This window comes from Enterococcus sp. C53, assembly GCF_040887425.1.
In the GTDB taxonomy this organism is placed as follows: Bacteria; Bacillota; Bacilli; order Lactobacillales; family Enterococcaceae; genus Enterococcus_B; species Enterococcus_B hirae.
This window is the reverse complement of the sequence record NZ_JBFOFT010000002.1, coordinates 76,082-92,872: the sequence shown is the minus strand read 5'-3', so window position 1 is coordinate 92,872 and position 16,791 is coordinate 76,082. Positions and strand designations below refer to the sequence as shown.

Below are 16,791 nucleotides of genomic sequence, written 5' to 3'. Positions count from 1 at the left end.
TTCTCACCGCCTTTCTAATTACCTGTAAATACTATCGAGATATTCATCCAATTCGTTCGAATCAATATCTGTCATCTTATTCATCGTTTCTTTATGACCACACAAAAACGCCACGAAACCGTCAATCTTTTTCTTCGACTGGCGTTTACTTGGCGCTTTTTGTCCATTGATGTTAGTAATTGCTACAACGTTCAAAGTGCAATATAGGAATAAGGGATTATCAAATTGTATCCGTTTCTCATAAAATAATCTTTCAACATCATCAAATGGCGAATTCAATACTCTAGGAAATTGAGGTACTTCAACACATTCTAGCCCTAAGTTTTCCAATTTTTCTACAAGTTTGTCACTCATTGCCGGATCGTAGTTCACTTGCTGTATATCGTATAAATCCATGCAGTCCTCTATGTACTGCAAAATCTGATCTTGATCAATCATTTTTCCATCGCAAAATTCAACGAAACCTTGTTCAGCCAAATCACTATAAGGAACATTATCTTCTTTTTCTCGAAACTCTAAATTTTCATTCGGAATAAAATAGAGTTGCTTTACTTTAAGAATCGCTTTACCATCTTCATCCCATGTTGGAAAGTTTAAAGATACACAGGTCAAATCTCGTGTACGTGATAAATCTAAACCGATATAGCATGGTTCATTACTTAAATCACCAAGTTCTTGCGTGGTAACTAAACATGGCTCTACTTGATCCTGTTCAAAGAAATTATCTGCGCCATTCACAAATACATCCAAGTGTTTCGTTAGAAATTCAGCTTTGGAATGAGCTGACCGTTGCGCTGTTTTAAATGCTGATTCTAAAGCAGATAAATTGACTGATATTCCCCAGTTAGGATTGCACATTTCCCAGACTTTTCTATCCGTCCAATCATAATTTTTATTTGGCTCATAGATTAGAACAAAGTTTGAATCATTATCATCACGTTTCAACACTTCTTTTGCTTCGCGATATACACGCATTCCAACAGACGACGAACCTTTCCCAGCAGTTGAGATATTAAACATCAATGGCTGTGGTAAAGATATTTGAGCAGACTTAAAATTGTCATACTGTTCCATTTTCTCTTGCTTATGCAATTCATCATTCAACACAAAATATGGATTTGAACCCTCGATATTATCAATATTCTTGGTTTGAACAATAAATTTATTTGAGTAAGCCATATCTTCATGAATATAGTCATAAGTAATACTAGAAACAGTTCCCTTTGGTCCTTTAAATATTTTTGTTCCTTCAAGTAGAATTGGATTGTTTAAAATGGTAGCCGCAAAAGGCTTAGCAGCATATTGAGCTTGAGCAAAATCAGAGGCACACGCATAACAATCGACTGATAAAGCACCTTCACCGTACATTGCATAACCTAATGAAGCTACGGCAATCAATGTTTTACCATTCTTTTTTGGGATTTGAACATAAGCCTCACGAGTAACGCGAACAGTTTGACCTTTTTCATTTTCTTTAACCCAACCATAAATCCAAGAATAAATAAATTTTTCCCAGGATTCTAACAGAAATGGTTTTCCTACCATTTCTCCTTTTGTGTGAACAATAAATGTTTCTACCCAATCCATCATTTCATTCGCCCGATCTACATCAAACCAAATGTCTTTTCTTTTTTTCCACCTATACCAACGATCTATTGCTAAACGAACGGTTTTAGGATACTTCTTAGGTTGCTTTCTTACTTCTTTTGCAAATAAATCAGCATAATTTACACCAGGTTCAATCATTTTTCAGCACCTGCCTTCTTACGCCATTTATTTCTGTGCGCTGCTAGTTCATCTACTGGTTTTACTTCCGGACGTGTAATTTCTTCATCTTTTCTTGCAGTCGATCCTCCAGTAATTTGTCTACCATTTTTTGCTTTGTTCGTTAATCCTAATAAATCCAGAGCTTTCATTTTCTTATCAGCCCAAGTTTCTACTTGTTGCGCTAACGGATGTTTTGATTGATTAGTAGCACCTGATTTATTCGTGAATTTTTGAGTTTCTGGAAAACCTTTTTCTTTCCACAATAAATATTTATGTTGGTATATTTCAAAAATATCCAGATATGATTCAATCAACGGATCAAGAGTGATAGTGTACAAATCAGACTTACGCATTATTTCTAAAATACGAGCTTTTTCAGCACTTACTTTTTCATCAATAATCGCTTTACGTTGCGCTTTAGTCGTCATTTTTGTATACCCCCCCCTTTGTTTTTGAAAAATTTGACCTAACGATGCGCGTGACTCCCCGCTACCCTATCCCCCCACGAAAAATTTTTTTGAAAACGAACAGGGGGGCTTCAATTGAAATACGAAGGAAAAACTTTTTTGTCTTCCGTTTCATTTTCAACAATTGGATGACATTTTGAACATAAAAGCATGAGATTGTTTGGATCAAGCTTAAGCAGTTCATTGTCTTTGATTGGTACAATGTGATGGACGTGTGCTCTCTTTCCAAAGATGAACTTACCGCATCGCTGACAGTGGCCATCTTCTCTTTCATAAATAAATTGACGCATATCTTTCCATGCCTGTGTTCGATAGAATGGTTTGTTCTCATGATGATAAATCGTCTTTGCTTGTTGCTTCTTCTTGCGTGATTTACTTGATCGTTTGTGTTCAGCACAATAGATCCCCTTTGCTATCTTGTTCGTGCATCCATCAAACTGACAGTATTTCATTCTGATTCACGGATAAACTTTAGGATGTCTCCTTTTGCACGGATAGCACCAGGAATATCAACGCCATGTTTCTTAGCATATGCACGTAATTCTTTTACAGTCATGTTTTCCAGTTCATTCGTTTCTTCAACAGTCTGATCGTTAGTAACTTCGCCTTCACCAAAGCCAGCAGTAGTGTTTCCATCACTGTCTAGTTCTTCACCTGACAAATGAATTTCTTCATCCCCCTTGAACAAGACACCATCGCCAACGATCGCCTTGGCAACTACAGTCTTATCAGATTGTTCACTTGTATCAAAGTTAGGTTCTTGACCGTTTGGAACCACAACAGTCTTTTTCTTTTCTGAATCCCAATACTCAGTTCCAGTAATTGATGATCTAATTTTTTTCATTACCATTTTGATTCTCTCCTTTGTAATTTGTACTGATTACTTTTGCACCCATTCGTTCATACCACCCAACAGTTTCCTGCAGATTAGGTAGAGTGTGGGATAGTAATGTTATTACTAAAAACTCAAAACCTGTGCCTTTATTTACTACTTCAACATATGCATAATTACCATTCCAATTATCTCTCAACCCATTAGGACTATTCTCAGCTTCAATTGCTTTTTTATAAACTTGACCCATACCCGATGTAACATCAAAAGTAAGTACAGCCTCATGAAAATCATTCATAGATAAAACTCCTTTCAAAATAAAAAGACCACTCAACGAGTGATCTAATATGTAAAAACTACACCTCAGAGGAGCTCATGAGGTATAGCTCTAGCATGCTATATAATTGAGATTGCCTATTCATCTTGTAGTAGCCATAGAATAGTATATGGGTCTGATTGCCTCCACTACTACTCAATCTCAATGCGGTTTTACTTTCGGGATCTTGTACCGCAAACCCAAAGTCGCTGGAGTGGGATTGCACCACTCATGCACTAGTCCGCTCTAGTTTTGTACAAGGTCCCAGTAGTGCGCCGTACGCAACCTACCTTCACCTTCGCGTCTCTCTATTTCCGCCACAGCGACATAAGTGTATTGCGAAATTATTTTTAGTCGTTATATAATTAATTAAGGAGGTTTTTCATATGCCTAATTATGTTATTGATACAACATCTACAAAAAATAATACTCACATACTACATGAAATAGACTGTCCATATGCCCCTGACAAAAATCATTCGATTGAAATTGGATACTATATAGAATGTTCATCAGCGCTCCGATATATTCGTATCAAAAAACCAAATTTAAATGTTTCTGGATGCAAATACTGTTGTCGTTCTTGTTGCAGTAAAAAATAATTGTATTGCTAGCTATCTTTTGAGGATAGCTAATTTTTTTATATCAAAACAGACAGCAACCAGTTGATATAGATAAACAATGGAAAGTAAAGGAGGTTTTCACTTCCTTTTTCATATTTTTGCGATTGATTATTTGCTGTCTATCAAAGCATAATTTAAAACGATGAGAGAGATTTCTTCCCTTCGTTTATTTTGTCGATCCTTTTTCGCAATCTTTCGACACTATCATAATAAATCACTTGCTAGGTAGTTGATTGGTACAAAAAAGGTATAAAAAGGAAAGTATTTGGTTAGTAAATGGGTATAAAAAGTGTAAAAACTGGCTACTTAAAAGCAACCAGTTCTAAGGAAGAAGCAAATTGAATGATGATTTTGTTTGATTCTGCTTTAACAGATTCCTCGCTCGTATTATTTCTTTGGGCAGTTACATAAATTGACATACCGTTGATATAGCGATCGTAGAATATCTTTTTCCGTCTTTCTGTTATATCAGGTTTATGTGGATGCTGAATTGCTGAATAGCCACGAATAAATAATTTGTGCAAGTACTCAAATTCCTCTTGTGCTTCCTCTTTCTCAATCATCATTCGTTCTGCTTCAAATGTATTATTTGCTGTAGAAGGCGGAACCAAGGAGTAAGATGCTGTTACCTTAGGTTCACGAGGTTGACCTACCCTACATCTAGCTGACAGATATGCGGAAAGGAATACAGCGACATTGTGTTTCGTGCGTTCCATATCCACATCTTTTGCCTCTGGTGTCTCATACTTCTTTACATCGAAAAGTACCATCCATTGATTCCTCCAATTATGATATAATAATTGTGTCAGAATTATTAACCAAAGTCGGAGGAATCCGGCTTTTTTATTTTCTATTTTTCCATACAATTGTTTTTCCACAACAACATTTCGTTCGATTTTGACTATTTAATAAAAATTGGCCAGAATTTATTGTTCGTCTTTCCTATTATTTCTTGTTCCCCTCTTGGATGATTACTAGCATATAAACAAAAAATACAATAAAGATAATAGAATAAATCATTCTTTTTCCTCCAAGTCTAATCCAATATATTCATCTTCAGTAAACCAATCATCACATTATGGATTAATCACCCACACAGGTGATGTCTTATTTTTCATTACCGTAATACCAGCATTTAAACCGTTATTGAAACAATCCGCTCTCATGTCTTCACTTTTCATTTTAATGCTTTCTAATTCTTTGATTCCTTCTTGTATGTTCATCGCTGTTCCTCCAATAACTCGCTATTCTCGTATATATTTCCGATGACTTCATACGTGTATTCTTCAAACAGCTCTGTGTTAAAAATTTGATACTCTAAGTCTTCATCAACAGTGGCACAAACTAATCCGGAATAATCTATTGAATTTTTGACAATACAAACTTTATTATCTAAGTAATCGAATCCATTTCGCACGCTGACTGATACTACATCCCCTTCAAATATCTCCACACCATTCTTATCTTTCAGTCCTGTGGATTGCATGAGTTCAGCTTCGTCAAAGTTTCTAATATAATCAGAGTTGAACCAAGTGACAGATTTTTGATCAATCACTAGCTTTTTTTCTTTGAAAGATATTGATTCTATCTCTTGTATAGTTTCTGTTTTTTTATCCCACACTCTATACTTCGGTATCATTTGCTGACCTCCATGTATTCGTCTAATATCTCTTTATATTTCTCTACAAATTTGAAACGATCTTGATGAAGTTTCTTGCTCCAACCTGTTTGCTTATCCAGTTCGCACATCTGATCGAACCCTTTTTGAATCTCTTTGTAATAAAATTCGATGTTTGCTGTTGCTTTCCAATGTCTTGATGTCCGAACTCCCGATCCTGTTTCAGCCATTTCCAATTTAACTATTTCAGCTCGTTCTTTTGCTTTTTTATCATTCTGGATCTTCATCATGATTTTCTTGAGGATGATGTCACTGTATTGATTAATAAGATCCATTATTCGTGGTCTTTCTTTCGAATTAATAACATTGGTTCTGGCATAATCTGATCATCTTTCAAAAATTCATTTGGATAATGCTTTCGTAACTTTTTATTATCGGTAAATGTTTTCAGCAACCACTGACTCGTTTCACTTTTGTTCTTGCCAACAAAATAAATTTTTCCAGTTTGTATTCCTGCAAGTTGAATCATCATCTTCACCTCAAATCAAATTTTTTTCTGCTAAATGGAGCAAAAGTAATCCGACATCAAGAATCTTTTGATCCATTATTTCAGCTACTTTACTCGGCTTAACTCCTTGAGAAAAGAGCAAGCGTGCTTGCTCTATCTCTTCGTGAGTCCAAATAAATTTGGCTTCCTCAAGGATAATTACTGAATCAGTTGCTCTCATTGTTCTTCTGGAAAAATGATGTCATCCTTATGTTTAGACCAGGTATCTGCATATGGAGCAAAGTATTGTCTAGCTAATTCGATTTGATCAATTAAAGCTATTTCTGATAACTCATGATCTGCAGCAATTTCATTCATACTATCGCCTTCATCTAAACGGATAAGAACGTCTCGAATATTTACGGTGACATTTTCTGGTAGTTGTAATGTCGTTGCTGTTTTAATAAATTCATCAACGGTTTCTTTTGATACAAGGAATTCAATATTCTCAACTTCTTCCACTCCATCTCCAATATCCAAAGAAGTTTGCTCTTCTTTGAGCATTTCGATTGTGCCATCTGAATTCACCACGTATTCAATATTTGGTTTCTTCGTTTGCTTGTTTACTGGCACTGTGTATTCGATTGTTTCTGGTTGAATTACTACAGTCACTGTTGATCCAAGAAACTCAGTTAGATTTTCAGTGCTACCTCTCAATGATCCGTTGCTAACAACTAGTAATACTTCTGTGTTCCCATTTGATTTTGATGTTACTTTCTTTAATTCTGGTCTGAAATTCACTTGTTTTGTCATTTTATTTTCCTACTTTCTTTGATATGCTTTTTATTAAGGAGTTGAATAATTGTGTTTAATAAAATTAAAGAATCACTGAAAAAATATTTTAGAAAGATTCGTTATAAAACAGCGGAATCAAAACTCTATAAAAAATTTTTCAATAAACAAACAGACTCTCAAAAAATGAAAAAATTCCTAAAAAGAGTTGCTAATGGCAAATACACTGTAGAAGGTAATGTAGGACAAACTTATCCTGAACTTGATGACGATTTGTTTGTCGTGGAAATAGCAATTAAAAATGAATACGTACGTGGCATCGAATTAGTAATTCAAGACGATATCATCCCAATACTAAACGTGAGTTATCCCTCTGTTACTGTTTTAGGAGAAAATTTTTTGCGTAATCAATCTTTTTACAATAAACATCCTATTTGGTCAGCAATTTTAATAGCAATTATTTCATCGTTCTTCACTCTGCTCATAAGTAATTTTTTTAAATAACTAATTTTCATGAAGAAACTTCACACTGAAGTTTCTTTTTTCTTCGTTCCGTTTGTCTTTTCCGCTGCTGTCTTGCTGATTCAAAACAATCCATTTCAATGAATTTATTGATTTTTGAATCGAATTTAGCAAATGTCACTGGAAAGCCGTATCGATGAGCAAACATCTTCATTTTCAGCATAGAGATTGCATCTTGATAACCTTTGACATCAATCACTTTTTTCACTTGGCCATTCTCATAGATTACAAAATCTGCTCGGTAATAAATCGGCGCAATCTTACGATCGTTACATAAATATCCTTCTTGCAATAAAACATTCTCTTGCATTGCGCAATAGGTTTCAGATAAAGGTATAAAGCTCATGCCATTTCGTTTTAGCTTCATATAGTATCTAGCCTCTGCCTTTGAATCAAACATAATGCCGTCTACTTCATGTTTTTTATTTCCGTATTTGCTTTTTGTCACCATCTGCATACTTCCTTTTTAATTCTTTTAATCGCTCATCATGCTTTCGCCCATTTCTATTGCATACTGGGCAAGGTTCGCAAGTTGACCAGCCAAGCGACGTCTTATACCAAATGACAGTTTCATCATTACACCTTAAACAAGTCATTTTGAATCTCTCATCCATGCTTGATTACCCTTTGGAGTGCATTCTCTTTCTTTGCTGGCTTAGTTTTAATTTTTGCAAATCGTCGGTCAGGCTTAAACGTTTTGAATATTTCATCACCGCACGTATTTGCAACTAATTCAGCTGCTTCATAGCTCTCATAATGATATGCTTGTTCAGATGAAATAACGCCTTTTCCGTTTTTGTCTAAATAACACATTTTCTTAATTACAAAGGTCAAACTGGATTCCTCCTTTTATCTGTTGTTGATTTGAATACGGCAATGTTCCCTTTTGTTCCATTCATGACACGAGAGAACACTCGCTCGCCGTACGCGTGTTTTAATTGCTTTGATGATAAATTAGTCGTGAATATCGTAGCTTTGTTTAAACGGGCTTCTGTGAGCGATGTAAGAACATCGACATCGTATGGTGTTGCTTGATTGTTTTCTTCCATTCGACCTAGCTCCGCACCTAAATCATCAATTACCACAAAATCTGTCTTTTTTATTTCAGCCATCAACGATCCTGTCACAGCTTTTCTTGCTTCTGGATCATTCATTGCAAACTTCAACTGCTCTAATAATTCTCGATAGCTTATAAATGAACAGGCAATTTTATAATTAGATGCCCTCATCACTTCTTTGATCACTGCAGCACCTAGATGAGTTTTTCCGGCTCCTGTTCTACCAGTAATAACCGCGTGAATCGTGCTACCATCTACGATTTTTTTAGCCCATTCTTGAGCCATTCTTTTTATTTGTGCTGTTTCCTGATCAACTACTTTGTATCCATCAAAATCGAAGGTCCATATGGCATCGTCCGTAATCATTGAACTGTTAATCATTCGATTGATGGCATCCCTTTTCATTGCTTCATTCGCTTTTTTGATAGCTTCTTTTTGATTTTTCGTTACCATTTCTCGATATCCGCAACTCTTATTGATACATGTAGGACCGCATCGATCCGTACCATCTTTGTTTTTTGATTTCCACATGTACAATGGATCCCCGCATTTTGGGCAAGGATGATCAACAATCCTCAAACCGCCATAAGGTGCAGCCATTGCACTTAGTTTTTTATCCATTACCAATCCTCACCTGTTTCTGGTAACTCATCATTAGAAATATTTTGTTGCTTTCTTTTATTTTTTTGGATAGCCATCTTATCGAAATGCTTTCTTAAGCTAGTCGGTGATAAAATTACTCCTGACCAGAAATCATTGCTTGTGGCCCAAACAATCATGTCTTGAACTTCTCTACCGGTTCGTTTGTCAGATTCAATTGTTAAACGAATCGTATTCGCCCATTTATCCAAATCAGGTTCTTTGATGTTTTGATTTTTTCGAATGAGTTTTAATAAAAGAATGGCCAATTTTTTATTTGGATCGTCATCTGCGTACACGCGTTTTTTGCGTGTTGCGACATAATTATTATTCTTTTCATTCTTCTCATTCTTTTCATTCTTGTTTATGTTCAGTTCGTTGTCCTTTTGATGTTCAGCTAGTTGTTCAGTCTGTTGTTTTTTTTCTTCTGAAAATCCTTGATAAATGGCGTAGTTATTGACTTTATACGTTGTTCCATTTTTCCTGCTTTTTTCAATGCTTATCATGTCATCTTCAACAAGTAGACTTAAAAATTTTCTGACAGTATTTCTACTTACTCCCCAACGTTCAGCCAATTTTTGTTCTGAAGTAATTCTTTCCCCAACATCAACTTTTTTAAATGAACCATTAAAAAGAATTTTCTTTTCTTTGTGGTTGGCCATTAGAATTAAATCAAGCCACCACTTTAGATATTGCGGATTATCCCATATCCAATTTTCAGTTATAGAACGGTGAAGCTTGACCCATCCTTCAGCCATATAATCACCACCGTTCTATAAATCGTCCATGCTAGTGAATCCGGTTATTGGAAGATTACCCCTACAGTACTCGCATAAACCGCAATGGTTCGGCTTCTCTTCACCATTCTTCACTCTGACAATTCTTTCAATTTTTTCTTTTAACATAACCAGCTCATAATCCATATTGTCCTGGTCAATTGTGATCAGTCTTGCTTCACTTGGTGTTTGTTTAGAAACTGCTGCAATGATCGGTGTAAACGTCTTTCCGTATTGCTGTAAAAGTAACTCCTGATATATAGCCATTTAAAGTACATATCCAAAATTGACTAGGAATGTTTCTCTTGATCCATAATCTTCATTCCATTTACGTTCATGCATGTCTTTCGTTGTTTTGATATCAACAAAGTATTCTTCTTCTAAATTCAAGCAGTCAATTTTGCCTTTCCACTGAGTTCCAAATAATTCACCAGTTACAATCGTTTCTTTCTCACCTTGATAAATGTTCATGAAAGCTTCTTCTTGTTTTAATCGATCAATCATCTGTTCAGCAATCTGGAAATCTTTCAATAATCCATACGGCTTGCGACTAGAAAACATTTTGGATTTATTTTCTTCTTTGAACGCTTCGTGTATCTCTTTCGATTCAAAATACGAATGTACATAATTCCCGACTAAAAGAGCTTTAGGATTAGATATCGGTTGCCAATCCCCTTTGAGTTTGGCCAAGGCGGCCGCTTCACATTTTAAAAAGGACTTATATTGTGACGTTGACATGTACTGCCAGTCAGCTTCATTTGAGTAATAATTCTCATCAGAAAGGGTACTCATCGTCTTCAAATTCTGAGACATCATCTGCACCTTCCTCACGTCCGAAATCTGGAATATCTAATAATTCTTCTTGAATCGGTTCGTTCAATGTTTCTTTTTCAATCGGATGAGCTTGTTCAACTTCTAGATGTCCTGGCATATCCGCAATACGAGTATTTTCTTCTTGAATATCGTTAGGAATCACAATCTCTTCTGCTTCTTTTTGAATTGGTTCGACAGTTTTATTTGAAAAAAGTTTTTCTTCAAGTGTGGCCACTTTTTCAATTTGAGGTGTAACGTCTTTGCGATTGTAATCATAGTCATTTTCGGTCGTTCGGTTGAACGCATCTGAAAAAAGTTCAGCATCATCACTAGTATTGATAAATGGTTTAGCAGCACGATTAATCACTGTACGCTTGGCCATTTCTTCTGGGAAATCATTTTGAACACTTTTTGTCTTAGCTTTTGACCATGATTTTTCGATTTGTTTTTTTGTCATAATCGTATAAACTTTGTTTCCGTCAGACTTAGTGATTGTTGCAAATGCTCCAATAATTTCTTTATCCATGTTTTCAAAACTAGGAACAAACTTTGTGACTACTGTCTCGTTATCAATCGAACCAATCTCAAAGACATCATCTTTTCGGATTACTTCTGCTTTGACATCATTAATCTCATCAAGTCGTTTTAATGCTGCTTGAGTACCAAAGTACGATCTCGACATTTGAAGTTTTGGACCATAAGCAATGAAATAGCATTGATTTTTTCCAGGGTTCAATCCTTGCTGAATCATGTCTAATAACGCATTAGCTATACTAGCTTTACCAACTGGCGTATTACCATATTTTTCCATGTATAACCCACCACCTTCTCGTTGGCTTAGAGCTACCTCATTGATTTTGAAAAATGCTTGTTTTAATGCGTTCGCTGCATTGTAATTGTTCGGTAACTTAACACCTTGACTTTCCAATTCAGTTATTTTTCCTAAAACAACATCAGTAATATCTTTTTGTAAAGTAGCCATTTCATTTGACATATTAAACTCCTCCTAGTTCAATCTTTGGAAAATATTGTTGTACATATTCCAAAATATCCTCTTCTTGTACGTACCCATCTTCGGTTAAGTAGCAAGAGTCACCTTCATAAATAGGATTGTCTTGCCAGTCAATTCCGATAGGACTACTTTCTTTTGGTGGTTCTTGCATAGCTCCTAAAGAATCAAAGTCTTTCATCATGGCCTCCTAAAATTCCCAAAATAATTTGATGGTGTCCTCATCTTGCTTGATGTTTGAAATGCCTTCGCTTTCCAGTGCCACTAGAAATGATGGTGTAACTCCTTTTGAACGAACAGTGCAACTCGTTTGTCCATAGCTTGCTGTGGTTAGAATTTTTTCTTGGATGTCTTGTTGCGCTTTATTCATCATTACTTCGAATATTTCATCGCCTAATCCCTTTACTGAAATCATTTTTGTGTACCTCCCATTCCATTAGCTAAGAATTTAAGGAAGTCAGTAAAATCTTTGATTGTCTCTTCTGTAACTTCTCCGCTGTATTCACGTTCAATACCAAACCCTTTGAAAACTTCACGATGGCCAGGACAATCACAATCGCTATATTCCAATTTTTCTTTTGTTTTTTCATATTGTTCAAGAACCCCTAAGCTGACTAATATGTCGCTGCCTCCTTGTGCAATGATTGTTTCGCCTTCTGAATTGACAATACTTAACGACATTCCGGCTTCTTGCTCTTGTAGCTCATTCGCTAATTCTTTAATTAAGTTTTCAATTTTTACGTTCATGTGATAAAATCTCCTTGTGATTTTTATTTTTTTGGACACGATTATGCTTGCCGGCGGTCGTGTCTTTTTTTGGTTCTATACTCAGCTTCATCAAGACCTATGAAGATCCATACCATGTAAACAATCGTGCCGATTAATGCTTGTTTGCTTCCCCAAAGACCTAAAGCGTAGATAATTAGCGGTGCGCTAAATACTAATGATCGATTAAACTTGCCCATGTATTTCCCCTTCTTTGCTGTTATTATGTCCGAACACTTACCCGATATTTTATTGTGCTAGAACCCATGCTCTACATTTTTCTTTGTCGTAAAATTTTTGATCGCCTATACGCCCGAATGGAAGTCCTTTATCTTCCCACTTACGAATAGTTGCAGTTGATACTCCGAAGTATTTCGCTATCTCTATTTGCTTTAATACACGTTTATCAACTGAGGCATCTCTTCTTGCTTTTGCAATTTCATCAGTTATGATTTCATGAATGTAGCTACGTAGTGCTGCCTCATTTTCAGGCGTTAAGATTACTTCCATAATCCTGAACCTCCTATCAAATTTTATTTTTCTTTCCAAACTCCATACTTAATAGCGAAATCCTTGACTACAGATAAATAAATTTCTTTTAACCTTTTATCACTTTCTATTACATCTAACTTATTTGTCTTATCTCGCTTGGATTTTGAAATACCTTCGCCAGCCATACGGTTACGTAAATTGGTTAATCTAGTTTTGAGAGAAGAACCAGCTCTACGATCAACTTCTTCATATATTGCTGTTTGAATTTCTTGGTAAGCACCGTATCCGCCTTGAGTTTCCGCCATTTTATTTACGAGTTTTCGACATTCTCTACGCCAGTCAGTTGTATTCATCGCCACAATTTCAGTAATATTGTCCATTTGTGTTGCTAAACGTTTTGTCTCTAATTCTTGTTTAGCTACTGCATTAAATATTCCTTGGAACATTTGAAGTTCTGGACTTAGCTTTGAAGTATCAAGTAATTGTTGCTTATATTCTTTTTCTACCTGAATAAAATATTGACGAGCTTGTTTTCCTTTTTCTGTTCGTTGGAGCATTGAGATTTCTTTTGCCATATCTAACTTTAAAAAATGGTTTTTCTGAGGTCTTCCACCTTTTACTGATTTTTCAGTAAAACTTATAAAATCAACGTTTTCAGAGAATCCATACTCTCTCATTCTCGGAAACCAATCATTATACCGCTCTTTTACTTCCAAAAATTCATGTAACTCTCTACCACTTACTAACTGCTCATTCTCCTTATTTGTTGTTACTTTGATTAGTTCTTTCATTGATTACACTCCTTAAAAATGAATAAATACGTTTTTTATAAGTTATTTTATTAAAAATGAATCGTTATGAAGTTTACGTCGTATAAACTCGTCTTTGCTTCCAAAAAAAATATTTGCTGTTGGAAAATGGTATATTTCTGGTATTAATTGCACATATTTTTGCTTCATTTTATTCGGATCTTGTTCCCAATTTGCTAAGGTTTGATGGTGAACATCAAAGAGTTTTGCTGCTTCTTTTAAAGAATATCCCATCATAACTCTAGCTGCTTCCAAAGTAATTTGTAATTCCATTTTTATTCCTCCTTTCGTTTATGTAAATTATTTTATACTAGTTTATACTACCAGTCAACGATTTTTGACGTTTTTTAAATTAAAAAACACTGTTATAAAACTACTTTATACTTGTTTATATTGATTTAATTCGATATTATTAATAAAAAAGGAGGAGAAAATAACATGCCAAGAAAACCATTATCAGAAGAAGATAAAAAAGCTCGCTCCATTATCGCTAACAATTTAAAAAAAATTACGCATGGCTACACAAGAGCACAATTGTCAGATATGACAGGTATTCCTGTTACAACGCTATCGGGATATTTTACTGAAAAATCAACTATCAGTATGGAAAACGCTGAATTAATAGCTAAAGCTTTTAATGTTGATAAATCTGATATAGATCCAAGATATTCCAGAGAATACAATTATTATGATTTAAAGAAAGAAGTTTTAGATGAATTACAGGAAAACAATAAAAGTTTCGTTGCTGATAAATTTGTAGAGTTAGCAGAAAAAGCAAATGCAGCAGGGATGACTTTGAACAGAACTAAAACTGATAGAGGAAACATTATGACAGTTCTATCAAGTGATATTCAAGAATATAACTTTTTTGACACTTCTGTTGCTGCCGGCATACCTTCTTCAGTCGAAGCTTTTGATCAAGACCATATTGAGCAAATTGCTATTCCTGATTATGCCATGGGAAAATATGCAGGATATCAAGATGTATTTTTTACTAAAATAAACGGAGATTCCATGAATAACGTTATTCCTGATGGATCATTAATTGCTGTAAAGAAAATAGAGAGCTGTGATGAGTTAAAAGATGGGGATATAGTAGTCTTTAGCAACGATAACGAATTTTCTGTAAAAAGATATATAAATGATCAACAAAATAATCGCATCATTTTTAGACCTGATTCTTCTAACATTTCTTTCACTGATATTGTGGTTAATTATGATGATACTAAATACGTTCAAATTTATGGGAAAGTCGTTGTATATATTGTCCAACTATAATTAATTTGAGAGGGTATAAAATGAAAATTGGAATGAGAAAACCGAGCATAAAGAAATCTATCAGCGCTAGAACAACTGGTAAAGCAAAACGTACTGTAAAAAAATCAGTTATTCCTAGTTATGGGAAAAAGGGTTCGGGATGGATCAAAGATCCCAAAAAGGCTGCTTACAACAAAGTTTACAAGAGAGCTTCGTTTAGTTTTTGGGATTTATTTAAATAAAAAAGCCCGTGCTGGCACACGGACTAGAAACCTTATTTCTAAGATTCTCCAATAAAATCATATCATAGAGATAAGGAGTAGAAAATGAAATTTATTAAATTTGGAATTATTGGATTACTATCAGTAACAATTATGGGAGGATGTGGATCGTCAACAGCTGAAACAAAGGAATCAAAAAAATATAGTGAGACAAACAGTACTATCAAAGAAGTAGGCTCTGATCAAACTGCTGAGTTTGCAACTATTGCCGAGAAGCACATTAAAGAAATATATTCAATAGATAATTTGAATATGGATTTAAAATCTATCAAAGTTACTCAATTTCCTGACGATAAAAATGCAGAAACAGGTGAAGAATATAAAAATATCTACAATGGTATTGGAGATTTCACTTGGCAAGACAAAAAATATAATTTTTCTTTGATCTACTCAAAAAAGGATGCGGATAATTACACTGTCCTATATCTATATAGTAATTTAGACCCTAATAAAGGCATAGATACACCATTAGAAAGCGATCAATAAAATAAAGACACGCCCCACCGACCAAAGTAAGAGCGTGTGCGAAGAAAAAACAAACCTACACAATAGGCTTCTTTATGTTGCCTATTGTATCAGAGAAAGAGAGGGAATGCATCCATGATTTTCGCTTCACGTGAAACCCGTACTGTAAAAACTGGCGAGAAAAGAAATGATGGCAAAAAAGGACCTACTCCATTACCAGCTCGTCCTCAACCTCGCCCATAGGAACAATGTAAAGTTTTACTCGTTTTTCATAATCAACAAGAATGTTGATATCGTATTTCTGAAATAATTTTTCAACATCTTCAATCGTCTTTGTAAGCTCTGGCTCTTTAGGAGCATACAATAACAGTTCATTGTATTCATCTATATCATATTGATAGACATTTAGATAACCAGAAGCTATATACTTACCATCAAAATCAAATAGATAAATATATTTTAATGTTTTTCCATCTAGGGCCTCATCTCGAATTGGTTTTCTAGTAAATGGCAGTTTATTATTTTTTGTACGAAGTTTATTGAACCATTCGAAAAAGGAACTAAGTACTTTAGGGAAAATATATACTCCTAGAACTAAGATTAAGACAAAGCTTATAACTGCCGTAACAGTCGTTAACCAAGCAAAATCTAAGTGTGGTAGGATATTCTTCAAAATTTGTTGCATTATCCAATAGATCGACCAATTTAGAATAGATAAAAACGACACGATGGCCGTCTTTTCTTCTTTTTTTGCATTTGACAAAACTAACAAATCATTACTTTTCAAAAGGAAATACGTAAAATATCCTGTGATAACAGATTGGAACAGTGCAGTTAAAATATTGAAGTTGTTGAAAAGCATATATTCACCTCTAGTTGGCTGGAGTTTTTTCAATCAATTATAACACAATATCATCTACTGTACGAATACACATTCCAAAACGAGCATATCATTTTAAGGAGGTGATGCCAGCTATTTTAGTCCGAACACTTACCCGAGCGA

The 16,791-nt window shown here is 34.8% G+C and carries 29 protein-coding genes and 1 pseudogene; 4 read left to right on the top strand and 26 right to left on the bottom strand.

Annotation, left to right across the window (positions count from 1 at the left end; genetic code table 11):
* Positions 1–18: 18 nt before the first annotated feature.
* The 12 genes from AB3I42_RS03370 to AB3I42_RS03315 form a co-directional block, all read right to left on the bottom strand.
* Complete coding sequence (locus tag AB3I42_RS03370; protein WP_368022275.1) at positions 19–1,746, bottom strand: terminase large subunit; 1,728 nt, start codon at positions 1,744–1,746, stop codon at positions 19–21.
* The gene (locus AB3I42_RS03365) at positions 1,743–2,195 is read right to left on the bottom strand and encodes a P27 family phage terminase small subunit (RefSeq protein WP_010718806.1); all 453 of its coding nucleotides are present in this window, start codon (positions 2,193–2,195) and stop codon (positions 1,743–1,745) included. The genes AB3I42_RS03370 and AB3I42_RS03365 overlap by 4 nt, the downstream gene beginning before the upstream one ends.
* A 110-nt stretch (positions 2,196–2,305) precedes the next feature.
* Positions 2,306–2,686 carry an HNH endonuclease gene (locus AB3I42_RS03360; RefSeq protein ID WP_081127364.1) on the bottom strand — a complete coding sequence of 127 codons (381 nt, stop codon included), beginning with the start codon at positions 2,684–2,686 and terminating at the stop codon, positions 2,306–2,308.
* The gene (locus AB3I42_RS03355) at positions 2,683–3,084 is read right to left on the bottom strand and encodes a Rho termination factor N-terminal domain-containing protein (RefSeq protein ID WP_081127363.1); all 402 of its coding nucleotides are present in this window, start codon (positions 3,082–3,084) and stop codon (positions 2,683–2,685) included. The genes AB3I42_RS03360 and AB3I42_RS03355 overlap by 4 nt, the downstream gene beginning before the upstream one ends.
* Positions 3,065–3,364, bottom strand: a complete 300-nt coding sequence (locus AB3I42_RS03350; RefSeq protein WP_081127355.1) for a hypothetical protein — start codon at positions 3,362–3,364, stop codon at positions 3,065–3,067. The genes AB3I42_RS03355 and AB3I42_RS03350 overlap by 20 nt, the downstream gene beginning before the upstream one ends.
* A 943-nt stretch (positions 3,365–4,307) precedes the next feature.
* The gene (locus AB3I42_RS03345) at positions 4,308–4,775 is read right to left on the bottom strand and encodes an ArpU family phage packaging/lysis transcriptional regulator (RefSeq protein WP_010720123.1); all 468 of its coding nucleotides are present in this window, start codon (positions 4,773–4,775) and stop codon (positions 4,308–4,310) included.
* Positions 4,776–5,081: 306 nt separating this feature from the next.
* Positions 5,082–5,228, bottom strand: coding sequence for a hypothetical protein (locus AB3I42_RS03340; protein ID WP_368022274.1), 147 nt, complete (start codon positions 5,226–5,228; stop codon positions 5,082–5,084).
* Positions 5,225–5,644: a YopX family protein gene (locus tag AB3I42_RS03335; protein WP_081127352.1), complete on the bottom strand. Its 420-nt coding sequence runs from the start codon at positions 5,642–5,644 to the stop codon at positions 5,225–5,227. The genes AB3I42_RS03340 and AB3I42_RS03335 overlap by 4 nt, the downstream gene beginning before the upstream one ends.
* Entirely contained in the window at positions 5,641–5,958 is a 318-nt protein-coding gene (locus AB3I42_RS03330; RefSeq protein ID WP_368022273.1) for a DUF1140 family protein, read from the bottom strand. Before AB3I42_RS03330 ends, AB3I42_RS03335 begins: the two co-directional genes overlap by 4 nt.
* Complete coding sequence (locus AB3I42_RS03325; RefSeq protein WP_081127349.1) at positions 5,958–6,155, bottom strand: hypothetical protein; 198 nt, start codon at positions 6,153–6,155, stop codon at positions 5,958–5,960. The genes AB3I42_RS03330 and AB3I42_RS03325 overlap by 1 nt, the downstream gene beginning before the upstream one ends.
* A 7-nt stretch (positions 6,156–6,162) precedes the next feature.
* Complete coding sequence (locus AB3I42_RS03320; protein ID WP_368022272.1) at positions 6,163–6,351, bottom strand: hypothetical protein; 189 nt, start codon at positions 6,349–6,351, stop codon at positions 6,163–6,165.
* Positions 6,348–6,923: a hypothetical protein gene (locus AB3I42_RS03315; protein ID WP_368022271.1), complete on the bottom strand. Its 576-nt coding sequence runs from the start codon at positions 6,921–6,923 to the stop codon at positions 6,348–6,350. The genes AB3I42_RS03320 and AB3I42_RS03315 overlap by 4 nt, the downstream gene beginning before the upstream one ends.
* 51 nt (positions 6,924–6,974) lie before the next feature.
* On the opposite strand from AB3I42_RS03315, the gene AB3I42_RS03310 reads away from it, so the two are divergent.
* On the top strand, positions 6,975–7,406 hold the full coding sequence (locus AB3I42_RS03310) for a hypothetical protein (protein WP_181934939.1): 432 nt from the start codon (positions 6,975–6,977) through the stop codon (positions 7,404–7,406).
* 7 nt (positions 7,407–7,413) lie between these two features.
* On the opposite strand, the gene AB3I42_RS03305 is transcribed toward AB3I42_RS03310, so the two are convergent.
* The 13 genes and pseudogenes from AB3I42_RS03305 to AB3I42_RS03245 form a co-directional block, all read right to left on the bottom strand.
* Entirely contained in the window at positions 7,414–7,875 is a 462-nt protein-coding gene (locus AB3I42_RS03305) for a DUF1064 domain-containing protein (RefSeq protein ID WP_113792702.1), read from the bottom strand.
* Between the two features lie 155 nt (positions 7,876–8,030).
* Positions 8,031–8,258, bottom strand: coding sequence for a hypothetical protein (locus AB3I42_RS03300; protein ID WP_368022270.1), 228 nt, complete (start codon positions 8,256–8,258; stop codon positions 8,031–8,033).
* On the bottom strand, positions 8,255–9,103 hold the full coding sequence (locus tag AB3I42_RS03295; protein WP_226062942.1) for an ATP-binding protein: 849 nt from the start codon (positions 9,101–9,103) through the stop codon (positions 8,255–8,257). Before AB3I42_RS03295 ends, AB3I42_RS03300 begins: the two co-directional genes overlap by 4 nt.
* On the bottom strand, positions 9,103–9,879 hold the full coding sequence (locus tag AB3I42_RS03290) for a replication/maintenance protein RepL (protein WP_368022269.1): 777 nt from the start codon (positions 9,877–9,879) through the stop codon (positions 9,103–9,105). The genes AB3I42_RS03295 and AB3I42_RS03290 overlap by 1 nt, the downstream gene beginning before the upstream one ends.
* Before the next feature lie 15 nt (positions 9,880–9,894).
* Positions 9,895–10,710 (bottom strand): annotated as a pseudogene (locus AB3I42_RS03285) (PD-(D/E)XK nuclease-like domain-containing protein).
* Positions 10,673–11,704 (bottom strand): recombinase RecT, encoded by a 1,032-nt coding sequence (locus tag AB3I42_RS03280; RefSeq protein ID WP_081127338.1) that lies wholly within the window; start codon positions 11,702–11,704, stop codon positions 10,673–10,675. The pseudogene AB3I42_RS03285 and the gene AB3I42_RS03280 overlap by 38 nt, the downstream one beginning before the upstream one ends.
* A 1-nt stretch (position 11,705) precedes the next feature.
* Entirely contained in the window at positions 11,706–11,900 is a 195-nt protein-coding gene (locus AB3I42_RS03275; RefSeq protein ID WP_081127336.1) for a hypothetical protein, read from the bottom strand.
* A 9-nt stretch (positions 11,901–11,909) separates the two neighbouring features.
* Complete coding sequence (locus AB3I42_RS03270) at positions 11,910–12,134, bottom strand: hypothetical protein (RefSeq protein WP_368022268.1); 225 nt, start codon at positions 12,132–12,134, stop codon at positions 11,910–11,912.
* Positions 12,131–12,466: a hypothetical protein gene (locus AB3I42_RS03265; RefSeq protein WP_081127333.1), complete on the bottom strand. Its 336-nt coding sequence runs from the start codon at positions 12,464–12,466 to the stop codon at positions 12,131–12,133. Before AB3I42_RS03265 ends, AB3I42_RS03270 begins: the two co-directional genes overlap by 4 nt.
* A gap of 41 nt (positions 12,467–12,507) precedes the next feature.
* Complete coding sequence (locus AB3I42_RS03260; RefSeq protein ID WP_164907431.1) at positions 12,508–12,684, bottom strand: hypothetical protein; 177 nt, start codon at positions 12,682–12,684, stop codon at positions 12,508–12,510.
* Positions 12,685–12,733: 49 nt separating this feature from the next.
* Positions 12,734–12,994, bottom strand: a complete 261-nt coding sequence (locus tag AB3I42_RS03255) for a hypothetical protein (protein ID WP_002323902.1) — start codon at positions 12,992–12,994, stop codon at positions 12,734–12,736.
* A 23-nt stretch (positions 12,995–13,017) separates the two neighbouring features.
* Positions 13,018–13,767, bottom strand: coding sequence for an antA/AntB antirepressor family protein (locus tag AB3I42_RS03250; RefSeq protein WP_368022267.1), 750 nt, complete (start codon positions 13,765–13,767; stop codon positions 13,018–13,020).
* Positions 13,768–13,809: 42 nt separating this feature from the next.
* Positions 13,810–14,058 (bottom strand): helix-turn-helix transcriptional regulator, encoded by a 249-nt coding sequence (locus AB3I42_RS03245; protein WP_087625948.1) that lies wholly within the window; start codon positions 14,056–14,058, stop codon positions 13,810–13,812.
* 165 nt (positions 14,059–14,223) lie between these two features.
* Here AB3I42_RS03245 and AB3I42_RS03240 point away from each other — a divergent pair, with 165 nt between their 5' ends.
* From AB3I42_RS03240 to AB3I42_RS03230, 3 genes are all read left to right on the top strand, one after another.
* Positions 14,224–15,063: an XRE family transcriptional regulator gene (locus AB3I42_RS03240; protein ID WP_002301773.1), complete on the top strand. Its 840-nt coding sequence runs from the start codon at positions 14,224–14,226 to the stop codon at positions 15,061–15,063.
* A gap of 20 nt (positions 15,064–15,083) precedes the next feature.
* Positions 15,084–15,284 (top strand): hypothetical protein, encoded by a 201-nt coding sequence (locus AB3I42_RS03235; RefSeq protein ID WP_368022266.1) that lies wholly within the window; start codon positions 15,084–15,086, stop codon positions 15,282–15,284.
* An 84-nt stretch (positions 15,285–15,368) separates the two neighbouring features.
* Positions 15,369–15,809: a hypothetical protein gene (locus tag AB3I42_RS03230; RefSeq protein WP_368022265.1), complete on the top strand. Its 441-nt coding sequence runs from the start codon at positions 15,369–15,371 to the stop codon at positions 15,807–15,809.
* 184 nt (positions 15,810–15,993) lie between these two features.
* Here the strand turns inward: AB3I42_RS03230 and AB3I42_RS03225 are convergent, their stop codons facing one another.
* Positions 15,994–16,650, bottom strand: coding sequence for a hypothetical protein (locus AB3I42_RS03225; RefSeq protein WP_053766677.1), 657 nt, complete (start codon positions 16,648–16,650; stop codon positions 15,994–15,996).
* Positions 16,651–16,791 lie beyond the last annotated feature (141 nt).

What these genes read in the sequence shown, in the direction of transcription:
- AB3I42_RS03370 (WP_368022275.1), bottom strand. Translation starts at nt 1,746, where the DNA reads ATGATTGAACCTGGTGTAAATTATGCTGATTTATTTGCAAAAGAAGTA.
- AB3I42_RS03230 (WP_368022265.1), top strand. Translation starts at nt 15,369, where the DNA reads ATGAAATTTATTAAATTTGGAATTATTGGATTACTATCAGTAACAATT.
- AB3I42_RS03365 (WP_010718806.1), bottom strand. Translation starts at nt 2,195, where the DNA reads ATGACGACTAAAGCGCAACGTAAAGCGATTATTGATGAAAAAGTAAGT.
- AB3I42_RS03320 (WP_368022272.1), bottom strand. Translation starts at nt 6,351, where the DNA reads ATGAGAGCAACTGATTCAGTAATTATCCTTGAGGAAGCCAAATTTATT.
- AB3I42_RS03345 (WP_010720123.1), bottom strand. Translation starts at nt 4,775, where the DNA reads ATGGTACTTTTCGATGTAAAGAAGTATGAGACACCAGAGGCAAAAGAT.
- AB3I42_RS03240 (WP_002301773.1), top strand. Translation starts at nt 14,224, where the DNA reads ATGCCAAGAAAACCATTATCAGAAGAAGATAAAAAAGCTCGCTCCATT.
- AB3I42_RS03245 (WP_087625948.1), bottom strand. Translation starts at nt 14,058, where the DNA reads ATGGAATTACAAATTACTTTGGAAGCAGCTAGAGTTATGATGGGATAT.
- AB3I42_RS03315 (WP_368022271.1), bottom strand. Translation starts at nt 6,923, where the DNA reads ATGACAAAACAAGTGAATTTCAGACCAGAATTAAAGAAAGTAACATCA.
- AB3I42_RS03235 (WP_368022266.1), top strand. Translation starts at nt 15,084, where the DNA reads ATGAAAATTGGAATGAGAAAACCGAGCATAAAGAAATCTATCAGCGCT.
- AB3I42_RS03255 (WP_002323902.1), bottom strand. Translation starts at nt 12,994, where the DNA reads ATGGAAGTAATCTTAACGCCTGAAAATGAGGCAGCACTACGTAGCTAC.
- AB3I42_RS03250 (WP_368022267.1), bottom strand. Translation starts at nt 13,767, where the DNA reads ATGAAAGAACTAATCAAAGTAACAACAAATAAGGAGAATGAGCAGTTA.
- AB3I42_RS03270 (WP_368022268.1), bottom strand. Translation starts at nt 12,134, where the DNA reads ATGATTTCAGTAAAGGGATTAGGCGATGAAATATTCGAAGTAATGATG.
- AB3I42_RS03290 (WP_368022269.1), bottom strand. Translation starts at nt 9,879, where the DNA reads ATGGCTGAAGGATGGGTCAAGCTTCACCGTTCTATAACTGAAAATTGG.
- AB3I42_RS03265 (WP_081127333.1), bottom strand. Translation starts at nt 12,466, where the DNA reads ATGAACGTAAAAATTGAAAACTTAATTAAAGAATTAGCGAATGAGCTA.
- AB3I42_RS03340 (WP_368022274.1), bottom strand. Translation starts at nt 5,228, where the DNA reads ATGAACATACAAGAAGGAATCAAAGAATTAGAAAGCATTAAAATGAAA.
- AB3I42_RS03355 (WP_081127363.1), bottom strand. Translation starts at nt 3,084, where the DNA reads ATGGTAATGAAAAAAATTAGATCATCAATTACTGGAACTGAGTATTGG.
- AB3I42_RS03260 (WP_164907431.1), bottom strand. Translation starts at nt 12,684, where the DNA reads ATGGGCAAGTTTAATCGATCATTAGTATTTAGCGCACCGCTAATTATC.
- AB3I42_RS03350 (WP_081127355.1), bottom strand. Translation starts at nt 3,364, where the DNA reads ATGAATGATTTTCATGAGGCTGTACTTACTTTTGATGTTACATCGGGT.
- AB3I42_RS03330 (WP_368022273.1), bottom strand. Translation starts at nt 5,958, where the DNA reads ATGGATCTTATTAATCAATACAGTGACATCATCCTCAAGAAAATCATG.
- AB3I42_RS03335 (WP_081127352.1), bottom strand. Translation starts at nt 5,644, where the DNA reads ATGATACCGAAGTATAGAGTGTGGGATAAAAAAACAGAAACTATACAA.
- AB3I42_RS03305 (WP_113792702.1), bottom strand. Translation starts at nt 7,875, where the DNA reads ATGGTGACAAAAAGCAAATACGGAAATAAAAAACATGAAGTAGACGGC.
- AB3I42_RS03325 (WP_081127349.1), bottom strand. Translation starts at nt 6,155, where the DNA reads ATGATGATTCAACTTGCAGGAATACAAACTGGAAAAATTTATTTTGTT.
- AB3I42_RS03275 (WP_081127336.1), bottom strand. Translation starts at nt 11,900, where the DNA reads ATGAAAGACTTTGATTCTTTAGGAGCTATGCAAGAACCACCAAAAGAA.
- AB3I42_RS03295 (WP_226062942.1), bottom strand. Translation starts at nt 9,103, where the DNA reads ATGGATAAAAAACTAAGTGCAATGGCTGCACCTTATGGCGGTTTGAGG.
- AB3I42_RS03280 (WP_081127338.1), bottom strand. Translation starts at nt 11,704, where the DNA reads ATGTCAAATGAAATGGCTACTTTACAAAAAGATATTACTGATGTTGTT.
- AB3I42_RS03225 (WP_053766677.1), bottom strand. Translation starts at nt 16,650, where the DNA reads ATGCTTTTCAACAACTTCAATATTTTAACTGCACTGTTCCAATCTGTT.
- AB3I42_RS03360 (WP_081127364.1), bottom strand. Translation starts at nt 2,686, where the DNA reads ATGAAATACTGTCAGTTTGATGGATGCACGAACAAGATAGCAAAGGGG.